Annotated in this window: 16 protein-coding genes; 5 read left to right on the plus strand and 11 right to left on the minus strand. The window is 50.0% G+C overall.

The features are described 5' to 3' along the window. The first annotated feature begins 12 nt into the window (after positions 1–12). Entirely contained in the window at positions 13–948 is a 936-nt protein-coding gene (locus tag IEW74_RS01685; RefSeq protein WP_188660548.1) for a DMT family transporter, read from the plus strand. Between the two features lie 65 nt (positions 949–1,013). On the opposite strand, the gene IEW74_RS01690 is transcribed toward IEW74_RS01685, so the two are convergent. The 6 genes from IEW74_RS01690 to IEW74_RS01715 all read right to left on the minus strand — a co-directional run bounded on the left by IEW74_RS01690 (position 1,014) and on the right by IEW74_RS01715 (position 6,788). Next, positions 1,014–1,367 carry a YdbL family probable chaperone protein gene (locus tag IEW74_RS01690; protein ID WP_188660550.1) on the minus strand — a complete coding sequence of 118 codons (354 nt, stop codon included), beginning with the start codon at positions 1,365–1,367 and terminating at the stop codon, positions 1,014–1,016. Then, a complete protein-coding gene (locus IEW74_RS01695; RefSeq protein ID WP_229734204.1) occupies positions 1,367–1,588 on the minus strand; it encodes a YnbE family lipoprotein in 222 nt (73 codons plus the stop codon). The genes IEW74_RS01690 and IEW74_RS01695 overlap by 1 nt, the downstream gene beginning before the upstream one ends. Continuing rightward, positions 1,585–3,744, minus strand: a complete 2,160-nt coding sequence (locus IEW74_RS01700; RefSeq protein ID WP_188660552.1) for an intermembrane phospholipid transport protein YdbH family protein — start codon at positions 3,742–3,744, stop codon at positions 1,585–1,587. Before IEW74_RS01700 ends, IEW74_RS01695 begins: the two co-directional genes overlap by 4 nt. Beyond that, positions 3,744–4,415 carry a nucleotidyltransferase family protein gene (locus tag IEW74_RS01705; protein ID WP_188660553.1) on the minus strand — a complete coding sequence of 224 codons (672 nt, stop codon included), beginning with the start codon at positions 4,413–4,415 and terminating at the stop codon, positions 3,744–3,746. The genes IEW74_RS01700 and IEW74_RS01705 overlap by 1 nt, the downstream gene beginning before the upstream one ends. 51 nt (positions 4,416–4,466) lie before the next feature. After that, entirely contained in the window at positions 4,467–5,354 is an 888-nt protein-coding gene (locus IEW74_RS01710) for a DMT family transporter (RefSeq protein WP_188660555.1), read from the minus strand. Between the two features lie 69 nt (positions 5,355–5,423). Next, positions 5,424–6,788, minus strand: a complete 1,365-nt coding sequence (locus IEW74_RS01715) for a TrpB-like pyridoxal phosphate-dependent enzyme (protein WP_188660558.1) — start codon at positions 6,786–6,788, stop codon at positions 5,424–5,426. Between the two features lie 206 nt (positions 6,789–6,994). On the opposite strand from IEW74_RS01715, the gene IEW74_RS01720 reads away from it, so the two are divergent. Next, complete coding sequence (locus tag IEW74_RS01720; RefSeq protein WP_188660561.1) at positions 6,995–7,720, plus strand: Crp/Fnr family transcriptional regulator; 726 nt, start codon at positions 6,995–6,997, stop codon at positions 7,718–7,720. 29 nt (positions 7,721–7,749) lie between these two features. Continuing rightward, positions 7,750–9,165 carry an ankyrin repeat domain-containing protein gene (locus IEW74_RS01725; protein WP_188660564.1) on the plus strand — a complete coding sequence of 472 codons (1,416 nt, stop codon included), beginning with the start codon at positions 7,750–7,752 and terminating at the stop codon, positions 9,163–9,165. Positions 9,166–9,310: 145 nt separating this feature from the next. Here IEW74_RS01725 and IEW74_RS01730 read toward each other — a convergent pair whose 3' ends face one another. The 4 genes from IEW74_RS01730 to hflK form a co-directional block, all read right to left on the minus strand. After that, positions 9,311–10,789 carry a DegQ family serine endoprotease gene (locus IEW74_RS01730; RefSeq protein WP_188660567.1) on the minus strand — a complete coding sequence of 493 codons (1,479 nt, stop codon included), beginning with the start codon at positions 10,787–10,789 and terminating at the stop codon, positions 9,311–9,313. A gap of 157 nt (positions 10,790–10,946) precedes the next feature. Next, the gene (locus IEW74_RS01735) at positions 10,947–11,132 is read right to left on the minus strand and encodes a DUF2065 domain-containing protein (RefSeq protein ID WP_188660570.1); all 186 of its coding nucleotides are present in this window, start codon (positions 11,130–11,132) and stop codon (positions 10,947–10,949) included. A 104-nt stretch (positions 11,133–11,236) separates the two neighbouring features. Further along, on the minus strand, positions 11,237–12,094 hold the full coding sequence (gene hflC / locus IEW74_RS01740; RefSeq protein ID WP_188660573.1) for a protease modulator HflC: 858 nt from the start codon (positions 12,092–12,094) through the stop codon (positions 11,237–11,239). Beyond that, positions 12,094–13,197 carry an FtsH protease activity modulator HflK gene (gene hflK, locus IEW74_RS01745; RefSeq protein WP_188660576.1) on the minus strand — a complete coding sequence of 368 codons (1,104 nt, stop codon included), beginning with the start codon at positions 13,195–13,197 and terminating at the stop codon, positions 12,094–12,096. Before hflK ends, hflC begins: the two co-directional genes overlap by 1 nt. A 175-nt stretch (positions 13,198–13,372) precedes the next feature. On the opposite strand from hflK, the gene apbC reads away from it, so the two are divergent. Beyond that, the gene (gene apbC / locus IEW74_RS01750) at positions 13,373–14,479 is read left to right on the plus strand and encodes an iron-sulfur cluster carrier protein ApbC (protein WP_188660580.1); all 1,107 of its coding nucleotides are present in this window, start codon (positions 13,373–13,375) and stop codon (positions 14,477–14,479) included. Positions 14,480–14,485: 6 nt separating this feature from the next. On the opposite strand, the gene IEW74_RS01755 is transcribed toward apbC, so the two are convergent. Then, on the minus strand, positions 14,486–15,106 hold the full coding sequence (locus IEW74_RS01755; protein WP_188660582.1) for a substrate-binding periplasmic protein: 621 nt from the start codon (positions 15,104–15,106) through the stop codon (positions 14,486–14,488). A 177-nt stretch (positions 15,107–15,283) separates the two neighbouring features. Here IEW74_RS01755 and IEW74_RS01760 point away from each other — a divergent pair, with 177 nt between their 5' ends. After that, a complete protein-coding gene (locus tag IEW74_RS01760; RefSeq protein WP_188660585.1) occupies positions 15,284–16,543 on the plus strand; it encodes an MFS transporter in 1,260 nt (419 codons plus the stop codon). Positions 16,544–16,548: the final 5 nt, after the last annotated feature.

The raw sequence follows: 16,548 nt of genomic DNA on the forward strand, positions 1-16,548 counted from the left end.
GACCGTACGCTCATGCCAAACCAACAGACCGAACCCGTTGCCATCTTTTTCGTCTTTATGGCCACCATTGCGCTTTCGTTTAAAGGTGTTTTTGCCAAGTTTGCCTATATGGCGGGGATCTCTGTCGACTCGCTTCTGCTGTTACGATTTGCCATTGCAACGCCTTTATTCTGGCTCGGCGTTTATATGCTGGCCCGCAAATCAACGCCTTTAAGCTGGGCACAATGGAAAGCCTGTAGTTTTGCCGGATTAATGTTCTTTTTTGCCACCTATTGCGATTTTACAGCCATTGAAAAGATCGGTGTCAGCGTTTCCCGGCTGATTTTGTTCACATTCCCCATGCTGGTCATGTTGATCAATGCCTTTTTAAACAAAACAGCGCCGAGTGCGCACCAATGGTTTGTTTTTGCAACCACATATTCCGGCATTGCCCTTGTTATGGCCCCTAATGGATTGGCAGGCTTCGAAAACTTTGACTGGGTTGGTGCCGGATGGGCGATGGGGTCGGCCTTCACATACGCCCTTTATCTGATTGCCAGTCAGCAAATTATGAAAACACTGGGTTCCGTTCGCTTCACCGCTGCATCCGGCACCATTACCTTGGGTGTCATGCTGGTGGTTATCCCCCTGAGTACCGACCTCAATAACCTGACCTTCCCGCTTGAAGGTGTGTTGTGGGGATCCGTCATTGCGACCTTATGTACAGTTTTGCCCTTCTTCATGTTGTTCGAAGGTATCAAGCGGTGTGGTGCAACCCAAGCCAGCCTGATCACCCTGACTGGCCCGATCTTAACCGTTATTGCCGCTTGGTTGATCTTGGGCGAAACCCTGAACGGTGTTCAAATTATCGGGGCGGCTATCACAATCGCCGGGGTTGCCAGTTTAAAAGGGGCCTGGGCCATTGAATATGTGCGCAAACTTTTCATCCGCCCTAAAGCCGTCTTATAGTAAGAACCGAAAAGGCCCCGTTGGTTTTCACAACAGGGCCTTTTCAAATCACAATATTCGCTACCTTATTTTTGGCGCCATGTCCCGTCTTGTGACAGCAACCATGTGCCTGCCGGGGCTTTCTCGATAATTTTTGCGGCATAGACCTGACCGACTTGAGCAGCAGAAATCCCTTGTTGCTTGGCCCGGTCCTGATAAATAGCGCGGCGTTTGGCGTTAATATCATCCACAATAGCTTTCACAGATTGCGCACGTGCCCGCGCATAGCCATCAAAGGCTTCGCCCATTTGACCACTGGCACGCAACTCATCCAGTGACTGCGCCTGTGCCTGCCCCATGCCGACAAGCAAAAAACCACCCAACAGGATGACAAGAACGGACAGCTTCCAGAAACGATTCGCTTTTACGATTGCAGACATTAGAAGACCTCCGGATTTTCTTTGATATCGTTGGTAGCGGTTTTTTCCAGTTTCAAACGAACATCAGCATCCAGCTTGATATTCAGATTGATGGTAATCGGTTCCGACGGTGCAGCGACTTGTACCGTCGGGGTACAGGCATTGAGCCCCAGCAGTGCAGCAAGGCAAAGCCCGCCCAAAGAATGACGATGGATCATCGCGTCGGCCTCTCGTTTAATCATTGTTCATCCCCAACGGTAGCGCGAATTGCCCGGTCTGACAAGCGATAGCCTTCCAGCACCGTTCCCAGAATACGATCCAGATTGGCTTCCAGATTAATATTGAGGTTAAAGGGCCGCGCGTTCATCACCTCAGGGTTTTTTCCTTCAATTTTTAAATTGAGGATCGCATTTTGCCCGGCGCGTTGGTTGATCCGCAGAGAAAGACGTTCATAGTGAAAATTGGTCAAGACATTCAGCAATAATTCCACCTGTTCGCCCGCACCTGCCAACGCTTGGCGGGCTTTTTGTGATTCAAAATGTAACGTCCCGCCCCCCGTACTTTCCAACAAACCATCCTGCACATTGATCTCTTGGCCTTTCAGCCGGATCGGCAGTTGCCCGCTCAACTGCCCTGTGCCGCTTAAACCATCCAAGGCGATCAGGCGGAAAAGCTGGCCCAGTTCAATTTTCTTCAGGTTTAGAACAACCTCATGGCTGTCCGTATCTGTTTCAAATACCGTGTGTCCAATATGTGCCGTACCCCCCATGACCCCGGTCTGAAAATCATCAATATGAAATTTTTGACCCTCCAGCGTAAACACCAGACGGGGGTGTGCCAACTTTACCGCACTATCAACTTCCCCAACCGTAACAACCTGTTTGGGCTTGGTTCGCAGGGGCCAGATATTATCAATCACCAAATCAGTCGTGATATCACGTACCTGCACCGTATCGGTTTCAAACGACAGCTTCGCAACCGATATATCCGCCCAGCCCGATAATTGTTCCCCGACCACATCCAGACGGGAAAAAGCAGAAAATTTACCGCTGACACGACTTAACAAAGCAAAAAGCGGGCTGATATTGCTTGGCTTTAACCCGGCAGGCGAAAAATCAAGAACGGGAACACGGACATCCATTTGCCCCCGGCGAGCCTGAACATCATATTCTCCCTTCCCCGTAAGAATCCGTACAGGGGTCGATTGATCCAGCATGACCTCGCCCTCAAAAGAAAGTTGCCCATCTTCGTGTAAACGGGCCTTGCTTTGGATATACAGGGGATGAAACAGCGCCGGTGTCGCCGGATGATGCAGCGATAGTTTTGTGACATCAAGCGTCCCGCTTTGCGTTAAGGGAAACAAGGTAAAACCGATCTCGCCTGCGATTTCCACCGTGCGTTCTTTTTCAGAGGGAAGCGCAAAACGGGCCTGTTTAATCGCAAGACCGCCCGTTAGCTTTGCCACCTCATCGTGCCAATTTAACTGCGCGGATAGTCCAAGCGTTGCATCCAGTTTTTGTGGCAAAGCCGCCAAAGGGCTGAGATCATCCGGTTGTAACCCTGTGGGGGAAAATGTGATATCAGCGACTTTGACATCCGCCTGAACAAGACGATTAACCAGATCGGCCTGCCCCTCCATATCCACCACAACAGCCTGATCCTTGTCTGATATGTTCAAGGAAAATACGGCCTTTTGTTCAGCCACCTGAAAACGCCCATTGCCTTTCATCGTAAAGGGGCGCAGCAACATGCCTTTTTGACGATCCAGAAAACGGGCCTGTTCGACCTTGAACAAAACCGTCTCGGCATCCTTCATCAAAGAAATATCAAGGGAGATATCCTGCACCTCAAAGGCTTGATAGCCGCCTTTTCCTCTCACCTGAAATTCACCGGATAAATCAGGAGACACCTTTCCAGAAACTTGAATATCAAGGGATATATCCTCGTACCGCCCGGTAATTACCATATCATTAATGATAATTTCAGGCGGTGATATTTGTGTTTTTGATCCCGCCGTATTTCCCTGCAAAAATGTTTGAAGCTGCCCCAGAAAACCGGTGTCCGGGGCACTGATATCAACGGCAACACCGGACAAAATCACCTTGTCGATACGGTTGTTTAACAGGTTGGCAAAGGAATAATCGACCTTCACCTGTTTTAAAGACACATCAGGTCCAAGGTGAACATCGTGTAATTCAAAACCAGTAAAATCCAAGCGGTCGATCTTGAGACGATGCCCTTTCAAGCCAAGTTCTTTTGCCGCTTTTTCAACCGCCCAGTAGGCCAGTTCAATGCGCTGTACATAGCCCAATACGCCAGCGCCAACCAGTGCAAGACACAAGACAACGACAAACCACAAGCCCCATCGTTTTGCGGGCGCTTTCTTCTGTTCCCCCATTATTGCCACGCATGCACGGTAAGATTTGGCCAGATATCTTTCCAGCGTTTGGTTTTTGCCTCGTAAATATCGGGGAATTCCAGCGCATGATTAGGCCGCACAATCATACGCAACAAATTTTCAAACCCAAAAGGCGCGTCATAGGAAATGCGCGACCCGCCGCGACCCTGTAATGCAATCGCCTGAACCTTGGATGGATAATAATGTAACGATTCGCAAGCATGAGTCAGTTCCGGGTACGGCTGCCCGAATTTCGGTTGATACCATAAATGCACGCGAGACTGATTTTTTACCTGAATTTTAATATTCAGATCGCTGTAAAGCGCCTGTACACGCAAGGCGACGACCTCTTCAGCTTCCCGGCTTTGATCCGGGTCGAAATAAATCAAATCATAATCCAGAATATCCGCGCACGGATTGCGCCCTTCCATCACATTCCACACTGTCTGGAACAAACAGCCCGATACCAGCCAGCAATCAGATGCATTCAACATATGCATGCGTTCAAGAATGATCTTGTTATAGGGGTTCATCTGTACAAGTTTGATCAGGGTATCGGCATTGCGCGCCACATCATATCGCGGCAGATTATCGGCAAAAAGCGGGGCGTCTTTCCCTTGATTGGAAAGTTTACGGCGATAACGATTGACGATATGGCCCTTGCGACGCATCCACCTGTCCTTATGATGATGGACAAAGGATATCAAATTCATCCGATAAAATCAGCCGCTTTTACGTTTCAGGTTGCTGACAAAGATTCCGACAAAGATAATGCCAAGCGCACTCAGCATTTCCGGCGGGACAGTCTCGCCCAAAGTCAGTGCGGCAATCGCAATACCAAAGACCGGTACCAGATAATTATTCAACGCAAGGAAACTAACCCCGCTGCTGTTGATCACCTGCAACAACAAGATATTGGCCAGTGCAGTTGGAAACAGACCAAGATAGACAATCGCTGCAACCTGCATCATCTGCGGTTCCACCTGCCACGGCTGTTCCACCACCAATGCGGTCGGTGCCATTATCAAGGTGGCAATAGACATGGACCCGGCCGCCACCACCATAAACGGCATATGTGATAAACGCCGCGCCACCAATGACGCCCCGCCATAACACAGGGCAGCCAATACAATCGCACCTTGGCTGATGACATCCTCGCCCAATCCATAAAGGACACTGGGCCCCACCAGAACCAACAGGCCGCTAAACCCAATCAAAACACCAACCACCATATAAGGGGTGAGTTTCTCATCATCCGTGAAGAAATGAGCCATAATCGGCACACTAAGCGGGATGGTAGACATCAAGACCGCCGTCATACCGCTATCCACATTATGTTCGCCCCAGCTAATCAGGAAAAATGGGGCTGCATTACCCAAAATCGCCAACCAGAACAAATGGATCCAGACCGTGCGTTCACGTGGGAATTGTTCACGTCGCCACAGGGCAAGGCTGCATAAAATAACCGCCGCCAATGTGATCCGTCCAGCCGCAATCGTCAGCGGACCAAACGCCCCCAGCGCAATTTTGATAAAAGTAAAACTGGATCCCCACATCATCGCCAGAACGACAAGCATGAGAAAGGCCGTCACCGATAACGACTTCGCCATAAAGCAGACTTCCAAATATAAATAGCCCCTGCCTTGGACAGGGGCTATTTCTTTTTAGATTACAATATCTTAACCGACATTCGGCAACTTCGACAAAGCGGTCTGTAAAGCAGCTTCGTCATATTGCTTGTCTTCCAGTTTTCCGTCGAAGAAATCTGTATAGGCCTGCATGTCGAAGTGACCGTGACCGGACAGGCAGAACAAGATGGTGCGTTCTTCGCCTTTTTCCTTTGCATCCAATGCTTCGGCGATTGCCGCCTTAACCGCATGGCTGGATTCCGGTGCCGGAACAATACCTTCAGCTTGAGCAAATTGAACAGCTGCGCTGAAACATTCCACCTGATTATAAGAAATCGCATCCATCAGGCCGAGTTCCTTACAATGGCTGACCAGCGGTGACATACCGTGATAACGCAAACCACCGGCATGGAACCCCGGCGGCATGAAAGACGCACCCAATGTATGCATCTTGGTCAACGGTGTCAGTTGTGCCGTATCTCCAAAATCATAAGCAAAGGTCCCGCGTGTCAGGGTCGGGCAGGCCGCCGGTTCCACCGCCAGAATACGGGTGTTTTTACCTTCGCGCAGGTTCCGCCCGATATAGGGGAACGCAATCCCGCCAAAGTTAGACCCACCACCGGCGCAACCGATGACCACATCCGGGTCAGCATCCGCCATTTCCATTTGTTCCATTGCCTCAATCCCGATAACGGTTTGATGCAATAAAACGTGGTTCAAAACAGACCCAAGTGCATATTTGGTATCATCACGTTGCGCCGCCAGCTCAACCGCTTCGGAAATCGCAATCCCGAGGGAGCCACGGCTTTCCGGGTCCTCTGCCAGAATTTTACGACCGGCTTCGGTTTCCATAGACGGAGACGGGACGCAACGCGCACCATAAGTTTCCATCAAGGCACGGCGGTATGGTTTCTGACCATAGGACACCTTCACCATATAGACATCGACTTCCAAGCCGAACAAGGAAGCTGCAAATGCCAAGGAACAACCCCATTGACCCGCCCCTGTTTCTGTCGTCAGTTTTGTAATGCCGGCTTCCTTGTTATAAAAAGCCTGCGGTACAGATGTATTGGGTTTGTGTGAACCTGACGGGCTGACGCCCTCATATTTATAGAAAATTTTGGCTGTTGTGCCCAATGCCTTTTCCAGACGGCGTGCGCGATAAAGCGGGGCTGGACGCCATTGTTTATAAACTTCGCGGACCGGCTCGGGGATTTCGATATCACGCTCAGTCGCCACTTCCTGTTCGATAATCGACATGGGGAAGAGAGGTTCCAGATCGCTCGGCCCCACCGGTTGTTTTGTCCCCGGATGTAAAACCGGTGCCGGCATTTCCGGTAAATCGGCCACAATATTGTACCACGATTTCGGAATGCGGTTTTCCGGTAGAAGATATTTTACTGTATCGTCACTCATTATATATTCCTCTTCCCAAACAGTGCGACGAACTTAGCAACTGTTTGGGGACTGAGCAATATTCTATTCACATGAAAAACAATCCCCTTGGCAAAAAATCATCTGCGAAATTGAAAAAATACACATTCGACTTCACAAATTGACAAGAGTAAATGATTTACGATCCCGGTTATGTTATTTAAAGGGCCAGAAAGGTTAGGTGATTTATGGACGCACTGCATTCCAATATTCATTGCCACCAATGTGGCTTTTCCGGCACCGATCAATTGCGCGATGCCTCCAGAGCGGAGACATGCACCACAACGGCGCGCAAGAAAATCCACTATATACATGCGGGCGAACCCATTTTCCGCCAAGGCGACGATGCATCCGGGATTTATAACCTGATCTCCGGGATCGTGATGATTACGATGGTCGATTCGCGCGGTGCTATGTTTGCCCCGCGTCTGGTCGTCCCGGGCGAAGCTTTTGGCTATCGATCTTCTTTGGAAGGCGGGCGTCATACCTGTACGGCACTGGCCTTGCGCGATTGCTGTTTTTGCCAAATCACCCAGGACGATGCCGCCCGTTTGATTGAACGCGATGAAAAAGTCCGTCAAGCAATGGTCAACAGCTGCACGCGCGATATTTTCAATGCTCGTGAGGAAATGATCGCCTCTGCCAGTATGAACCTGTCCGAACGCCTGTTAAAATTTATGACCGTCAAACTCCTGCCCTTGTTTGGCAAAGAACGCGCCAATGGCAGTGCGCAATTACATCTCCCCCTGAAACGGGCGGAACTTGCACTGGCTTTGGGCGTACAAGGTGAAACCCTGTCCCGTGCCATCAAGCGCATTGAAAAAGCGGACCTTGCCCGTTTTGATAAACGCTGCGTGACCTTCCCATCTCTGCGTGATGTCGAACACCATCTGGAACAAAACCTGACGTGTTAATCGTCTTGAGATAAGGAAAGGTGCCCTGAATGCGTTTATCTTTTCAATGCAGAATGGGGACACTTTTGTTTTTATGCCTGCTTCTCACCTGCACCACCACAGGCGCCGTGGCAGCACAGCGCCCACAAGCAGAAAAATTTCAGGAACAACTGCAACGCGCCCTTGATCTGGGGAGCCAATCCCCGCCAACACCACAAATCATTTCTGAAATTCGACTTATTTTTATAGACTTGGAACGTCAGGTTCGCGACAAAGGCCGCAATCAGGGATTTTTTGAATTTTTTAAGGAAGTCGTTGAGCAACCAACACCCTACGACGGTACCATCGACAGTCTGGTCAAATGGTTGCGCTTTCTATCCGTTGCCGGGGATGGTCGCATCGATTTGATGACAGAAGAACTGGTCATTCCTTGCGAACGCGTTCTTAAACACCCCAATTTAAAAAATGTGTCCGAACCCGTTTTTGGCAGCAGTATGGATTTATATTTCCCCAATACAGATTGCGCAAAATTTCGAAAACAGATCCCGCAAAGCTTGATCCGATACGCCCAATTCATTGACCAATTCAGCGGGGATTATGGGCGCGATGGCACCATCCGGTTTGCCCATGCCCGATCAAATGCCCTGACATGGGATCGCATTGCCCTGTTCCCCAATGAATTAAGCCCGACACCACAAGCAAAAGACTGTCGTTACCCCTTGGAAAAATGGGCGTTAATGAGTCCTTGGAACTGGCAAAAATTTCAAAAATCAAAAACGCTTTTCCAGCAGGCCGAACGTGACATGACCCGCTATTACCAAGCCCATCACCATATGATGCAAGGCAAAGCAAAACAAGCCGCACGTAAGGCGCTTTGGGCACAGGCTTTCGAAGGGCAATGGGACGAAATTACATGCCTCAACAACAGTTTGCGCCATGCCCTTTTAACAAGACAGCCCGCCGCGCAAATTATACAGAAGATTACAGACGGCACCTATCAACTGGATGAATGGGAAAAGGGATTGCCCACGTTTAACCCACAACACCCAAATACATCTATCTGGTTCTATAGCAAAAAACAGGACCCTTTACTTCATTTCGCTGTCTTCCATACCGATATGCTCGCCTATGTTCTGGAACAGAACATCGTCAGCCAACAAACAAATGAAATCGGTAAAACGGCATTAATGACGGCCGCCCAATTCGACAAGAAAGAGGCGCTCCGTCTTCTTCTTGAAAAAGGGGCAAACCCCAATGTAACCACCCGGCACACAACCGAAGATTTACGCTTTAACGCACGAACCGCATTGATGTATGCGGCGGAAAATGCGTCCCAAGAAACGGTTGACCTTCTGGTGCAATACGGGGCCAACGCGGGCGCAAAAGACAGCGAGGGACGCACTGTACAAGATTACGCCCAACGCAACTCGCAACCGATTGATTTATCAACCCACCAAGCACGATAATTGGAATATTTTTCCCATCTGGTTTTGTCGAATTTCAATGGAAGCCTGCACCCCGCCTTTTAATCGCAAGGGATCTACGCCATAGAAAAAAGGCCGGATACAATTATGTATCCGGCCTTTTCTAATTCATCACCCCAATCGGTGATTATTTTTCCAATTTTACAGCGACAAATCGCAAACCTTCTTCACCATCGATCAACAACAGCAGAGATTTTTGATCATCCTTCATCGCCTTTTTAACAGCCTGTTTGACATCATCCGGGCTCGCGACTTCTTTTTGACTGGCTTCAACAATCAACTCACCAGCTCGCAACCCTTTTTCAGCCGCCGGGCCTTCGTTATCCACATCCAGAATGATCACACCGTTGGCCTCTTCCGGCAGGTTAAAACGAGCGCGCATTTCGTCATTCAAACTACCCAATGACAAACCAAGCTCTTCAACCGTTGCCGATGTTTTGGCAAATTTCGGTTTTTCAACATCGCCGTTCTTTTCAGCCACTTCCAGTTCACCGACTTTGGCCTTCAATTTAACGATTTTACCTTTGCGCCAGACTTCCACCGGGACAGATTTTCCGACTTCCGTTTCTGCCACAATACGCGGCAGTTTACGCATTTCCGAGACATCCTTGTTGTTAAACTTCAGGATGACATCGCCTTTTTCCATACCGGCCTTTTGCGCAGGTCCATCATCGGCAACACTGGTAATCAAGGCACCCGTGGCTTCTGTCAGGCCAAGACTTTCTGCAATTTCCGCAGATACGTTTTGAATACGCACGCCCAGCCAACCTCGGCGGGTGTGTCCATATTCTGCCAGATCGGCAATCACATTTTTCGCAATATTGGACGGAACGGAGAACCCGATGCCGACAGACCCGCCACTGGGCGAGTAAATCGCGGTATTGATCCCGATCACATTTCCATCCAGATCAAACAACGGACCACCGGAATTCCCTTTGTTAATGGCCGCATCGGTCTGAATGAAATCATCATAAGGGCCTGCCTGAATGTTACGGCCACGCGCCGAAACGATCCCTGCTGTCACAGAACCGCCCAGACCGAACGGGTTGCCGATTGCAACCACCCAGTCGCCGACACGGATCTCATCGGAATCACCCAATTTGACAGCCGATAGTTTGACGCCTTTTTTCAGATCAACCTGAAGCAAGGCCACATCGGTTTTGGGATCACTTCCCAACAGCTTGGCGTTCAGTTCGGTATTGTCCTGCAAAATGACTTTAATTTCTTCGGCATCTTTGATCACATGGTTATTGGTCACCACGTAGCCTTTTTCCGCATCAATCACAAAACCGGAACCCAGCGAGGTTGCGCGGCGTGGGTTGGGTTGCGGCATTTGCCCGCCACGGCGTTCAAAAAAATCGCGGAAGAAATCCGGTACGCCTTCCGGCATTTGCCCGTGGGCACTCACCGTTTGTGTCGTCGAGATATTCACCACGGCGGGGAGCAGTTTTTCAGCCAGATCTGCAAAACTTTCCGGTGCCGAACGCGCTTGGGATTGCGCCATCATGGCAATCAACAGTCCCAGCGCCGTCAACGTTGCCATAATCCACAAGGCCGGATTGACCGCCTTGGCTTGCGCATGAGGTCTTCTCTTTACTTGGTTCATTCGTTTAACCACCTCTGTCCTAATATAGCTGTTTTCCTAAATGTATCCTTTCGATGGAAATGTGCAAGCGACTTCCATCGTTTTGCCGAATATGACAAAGGAATGTGGATCCCTTAGGGCAATTTTGTAACGCAGTGTTTCAACCTGTTACAAATCGCTACCCGCGTATCAACCAAACCAACGTCACCCCGATCAACGCCGCCGTGATACCGGCGCTGCGTATATTTTGTGACGGCAGGGCCAATATTTGCATCATCATGCGTTTCATGCCATCCGGGAACAAGGCGTATAAAATGCCTTCCAGCGCAATCGCCAAACCAACCGCCGTAAAGAAATCGGACATAGACCAAAACCCCTTCTTATTTGGGAATAACCATAAAAACAAATCACCCCGCACGGGTGCCCATGCGGGGTGATTTTCAGATTGGTATAATCGAAGATCTACCCTTACTTACGGCTACCGAAGTAAGTGAAGAATTCGCTATCAGGGGATAGAACCATCGAAGTTCCCTCGCCCAACGCTTCACGATAGGCTTCCATAGAACGATAGAAACGGAAGAATTCCGGATCCTGACCATAAGCACTTCCCAAAATGCGGTTACGCTGGGCATCACCTTCACCACGCAGGACGTTGGATTCACGACGTGCCTCGGCCAGAATGACTGTTTTCTCACGCTCGGCTTCCGCCGTGATGCGTTGCTTGATCTCTTCACCTTCCGCACGCAGACGGTTGGCAACCTGCACACGGTCTGTGCGCATCCGGTCAAACACGTTTTGGGAAATCTGTGCCGGCAAGTCTGTACGACCAATACGGACATCGACCAAGGTCACCCCGTATTGCGGGGCCGCTTGGCGGACTTTTTCAACGATTTCGTTCATCACATCGATGCGTTTGTCAGAGAGCAGGTCGATCATTTCAACCTTCGCGACCGAGTCACGAACAGCCGCGTTCAGAACACTGCCAAATCGTTGAACGAACGCGCGTTCAAAACGAACCGACTGGAAAAATTTCAGCGGATCGATAATGCGATAACGGGCATAGGTATCAACCAAAATACGTTTCTGGTCCGCCAACAGAATTTCTTCGGGTTGCGGATCAAGGTTCAGAATACGTTTGTCGAAATATTCGACTTCCTGAATGAACGGAATTTTCCACGCAAGGCCCGGCTCGGTAATCACACGACGCGGATCACCAAACTGGAATACAATCGCCTGAACAGGTTCCGCCACTTTAAACAAGGTTCCGCTCAGCAAACCGCCGAAGCCAACCAGCAAGACTAATGTTGCGATAAGTTTCTTAGACATTACTGGCCTCCTTTACGCTTTTGGATTTCCGGCAAAGGTAAGTAGGGCACAACACCGGAACTGCCTTTTTCATTATCAATAAGCACCTTATCGGACTTGCTTAAGACATCTTGCATGGTTTCAAGATACAGACGTTCGCGCGTCACATCCTTGTTGACCACATAAGAATCATAAACCGATTTAAATCGATCAGCTTCACCTTCCGCATCCTTGATCACACGTTCTTTGTAGGCTTCAGCTTCCTGAATAAGCTTCTGCGCCTCACCACGTGCGGTTGGAACGACACGGTTACGATAGGCTTCGGCCTCGTTTTGTTTACGTTCTTTATCCTGACGGGCCGCCTGTACATCGTTGAAGGCCTCAATAACAGCCTGAGGCGGATCAATCTTCGCCATGTTGACCTGCTGGATGGAAATACCGGCGTCATATTCGTTTAAAATTGCCTGAATAAGATCGCGCGCTTCAGTCGCAACCCGATCCCGGTCTTTGGTGTTTACATCCGCAAGGCTACGTTGCCCGATCACTTCACGCATCGCGCTTTGTGCGGCGGCACGTACCGTGGTTTCCGGGTCGCGGATATTAAACAGGAATTTTGCCGCATCGTTAATCACCCACAGAACCTTATATTCTACATCGACGATATTTTGATCACCGGTCAAAATCATCCCTTCGCTGGTGCCGCCCTTCAGGCTGGATACACCCGTTCCGATGGCGACTTCCCGCACGGTCGTGACTTCGGGAATGAAAACATCACCGATCGGAGATGGGAAATTCCAATGCAAACCCGGAGGGGATGATTTGACAAACTTGCCGAAAACAAGCTGCACACCTTGGGATTTTGAATCTACCTTGTAGAATCCGGTTGCCATCCAAATCGCAAATAAAGCGATTAAGCCGAAAACAATAAGTTTCCCGCCACCTGCACCGCCGGGCATAAATTTCTTCATGCTTTCCTGGCCTTTGCGCAGCATTTCTTCCAGATCGGGCGGGGTCGGGCCACCGCCGCCGTTACCACCATTGGGTCGTTTTGGTCCCTGACCCCAAGGGCCCTGGTCTTTTCCACCACCGCCCCACGGGCCGCCGCCCTGATTGTTCCATGACATATTGGGTTTTTCCCTTTAATACTCTGTTCGTCAAAGGTCGATTTGATCAATGCACTTGGCAATTGACCGTTGCACTTGGCAAAACCTACCTAACAGTCTTATATGACAGCTACGGCTTTTGCAATGTGCGAACTGTTAAAGATTACATTTATCCGATGTGAAGGAGATTTCAAGGATGTCCGCCCAATTAGAACAAAAAGTTCTCGAGACCCTTAAAACAATCAAAGACCCGGCCAATGGCACTGATATCGTATCTGCGGGAATGGTTGTCGGCCTGCAAAGTAAAGATGGACATATCGCCTTCACAATCGATATCGGCGATCCAAAGCGAGCCAAGGATTTTGAACCGGTTCGTAAAGCCGCCGAACAGGCTGTTCATGCCCTTGACGGTGTTCTCAGTGTCACAGCGGTTTTAACGGCGGAACGCCCGGCCCAGCCGCAACAACAGGCCCCGCGCGGCAATCCGCAAGCCGGCCTGCCCCTGATGCCCGGCGTGAAATCCATTGTTGCGGTTTCTTCTGCCAAAGGCGGTGTGGGGAAATCCACCACATCAGTCAATATCGCCTTGGCCCTGGCAGGCAAAGGCTTAAAAGTTGGCCTGCTGGATGCCGATATCTACGGCCCCAGCATCCCGCGTATGTTAGGAATCACAGGCCAACCGGTCAGCCACGATGGCAAACGACTGGAACCGATGGAAAATCATGGGATCAAATGTATGTCCATCGGTTTTCTGGTTGAAGAAGACACTGCCATGATCTGGCGCGGCCCTATGGTGATGGGGGCGCTTGAACAATTGATGCGTGACGTGAACTGGGGCGAACTGGACATTCTGGTTGTCGATATGCCGCCGGGCACAGGCGACATTCAGTTGACAATGGCACAAAAAGTCCCGCTGACAGGCTCCGTCATCGTATCCACGCCGCAGGATGTCGCCTTGCTTGATACCCGCAAAGGGCTAAGCATGTTCCGCAAAGTGGAAATTCCGGTCTTTGGTATTGTTGAAAATATGAGCTATTTTGCCTGTCCGCATTGCGGGGAACGCACAGACGTCTTCAGCCACGGCGGGGCACGTAAAACCGCCGAAGCCCAAGGGGCAGACTTCCTGGGTGAAATTCCGCTGGATATCAAAATCCGCGTAACCTCGGATGAAGGTCACCCGATTGTGACACAAGAACCGGACAGCGAACATGCCAAGGCTTATCGTGATATTGCCGACAAAGTCTGGTTCAAGGTCATGGCACAAATGAACGGCAACAAAGGTCCGAACATTGTCTTTGACTGATCAAACTTAACGATAGCGGCTCAGGATGTTGGACAACGTCCCGTCCTGAGCCAATTTGTTTAGAACACGGCGTAATTCCCAAGATAAATCTTCGGGGAAATTTCTGGATGCTGCCACATAAAAAAACGACTGATCAATCACCGGACCAATTTGCAAATTGGTTTCACCCGTCTGTTTAATGAGATATTGCGCAAATCCCTTGGCTGTAAACCACGCATCCACCCGAGCGCGCACCAATAGCTTGATATTGGTTGAGGCCGCTTTGGGGAAAGCCCGCAGGTTGGTGAACCCCTGTTCCACCAGATAAGCTTCCGCCGGTGTACTTTTTTGAACGGCTATACGACCCAGTTTTCGAGCCTTCATCAGGTCAACCGGTCGATCCTGTGCACTGACAAAAACAAGCTCCATTGGGGCAACCGGCATGAGCCATTGATACTGGTCTTCGCGCGGGGCTGTGCGGGCTAATGGAAAAAGAATAACGTTATCCTGCTGTTCGGCAATCTTCTGCGCCCGTGTCCACGGATAAAATTCCACTTTTACCGTACGCCCCAAACGCCGCATGGCTTCTTGCACAAGTTCTACAAAAATGCCCGGCTGGATTCCTTTTTCAATGCTGTAAGGTGTCAAATCAGACGTCACCAACCGGATGGGCGCTTGCTCAGAAAAAGCCTGTCCAAATGTGCCAAAAAACAATACTGTGGCACATAAGAAACGATGTAAGAAAAGGGAAAAGCCTTTTTTATATCTAAGCAAAAATGACATCATAATCGTGACATCATTCCATTTTTTTGAAAGTAAATCCAGATGGCTGTAACAAATTTCCAAAGATTTTCATGGGCTTTGTTCGATTTTGCCAATTCTGCCTTTCCTACGGTTGTCACCACCTTTGTCTTTGCCGCTTATTTTACCAAGGGAATTGCCGTCGATGAAATCAGCGGCACCGCCTTGTGGGGATATGCCACCGGGGCGGCCGCCTTTCTCATCGCCCTGTGCGCCCCGATATTTGGCGCCATTGCCGATCATAGCGGACGGCGCAAACCGTGGATTTTTGTTTTTTCCCTGCTTTGCATTCTGCCCTCAGCGTTGCTTTGGTATGCCACACCGAACGAAAGCGTTATTTTATGGGTTTTAATCTGTGTCGGGCTGGCCACTTTCGGGTTTGAAATGGCAATGGTGTTTTACAATGCCATGATGCACGGACTGGCCCGACCGGGCGCTGAGGGTCGTCTTTCAGGTTATGCATGGGGGTTGGGGTATCTTGGGGGGCTTCTCGGTCTGGCCTTGGTGCTTGTCCTGTTTGTTCAAGCCAACCCGCCCTTGTTTGGACTGGATAAAGAACAGGCCGAACATCTGCGCATATCCGGGCCATTCGTTGCCCTGTGGTATTTTGTTTTTGCCTTGCCGCTTTTTCTATTCGTGCCGGATAAACCAGCGCAGGCAAGTTTGGGGCAAGCGACCAGAACCGGGTTGCGCACCTTATGGGCCACCTTGCGACAATGGCGCGATTATAAAGACATTTTCCGTTTTCTCATCGCGCGTATGATTTACACCGATGGGCTGAACACCTTATTTGCCTTTGGCGGCATTTACGCAGCCGGAACCTTTCATATGTCGTTTAATGAACTGATTATTTTCGGCATTGGCATCAATGTAACTGCCGGGATCGGCGCCGCCCTTTTTGGTCGATTGGACGATAAATGGGGACCAAAACGGGTTATCCTGATCAGTGTGAGCGCCCTTGTTTTACTGGGCCTTGGAACTTTGATCGTGGTCGATAAAAATCATTTCCTGATTTTGGGCCTAAGCCTCGGCCTGTTCGTCGGCCCGGCCCAAGCCGCCAGCCGGACTTATTTAAGCCAAGCCGCCCCCGCACATATTCGAACCGAACTCTTCGGTCTTTACGCCTTGTCGGGAAAGGCAACCGCCTTCATGGGACCCTTGATGGTCGGATTACTCAGCGATGTTTTCAACTCCCAACGCGCAGGCATGGCAATTATCGTCGTGTTTTTGCTAATCGGGCTTGCCCTGTCACGAAACTTGCCCGATATAAGAGGGCAAAATTGATTGCA

It is taken from the genome of Terasakiella brassicae, from assembly GCF_014641495.1.
In the GTDB taxonomy this organism is placed as follows: domain Bacteria; phylum Pseudomonadota; class Alphaproteobacteria; order Rhodospirillales; family Terasakiellaceae; genus Terasakiella; species Terasakiella brassicae.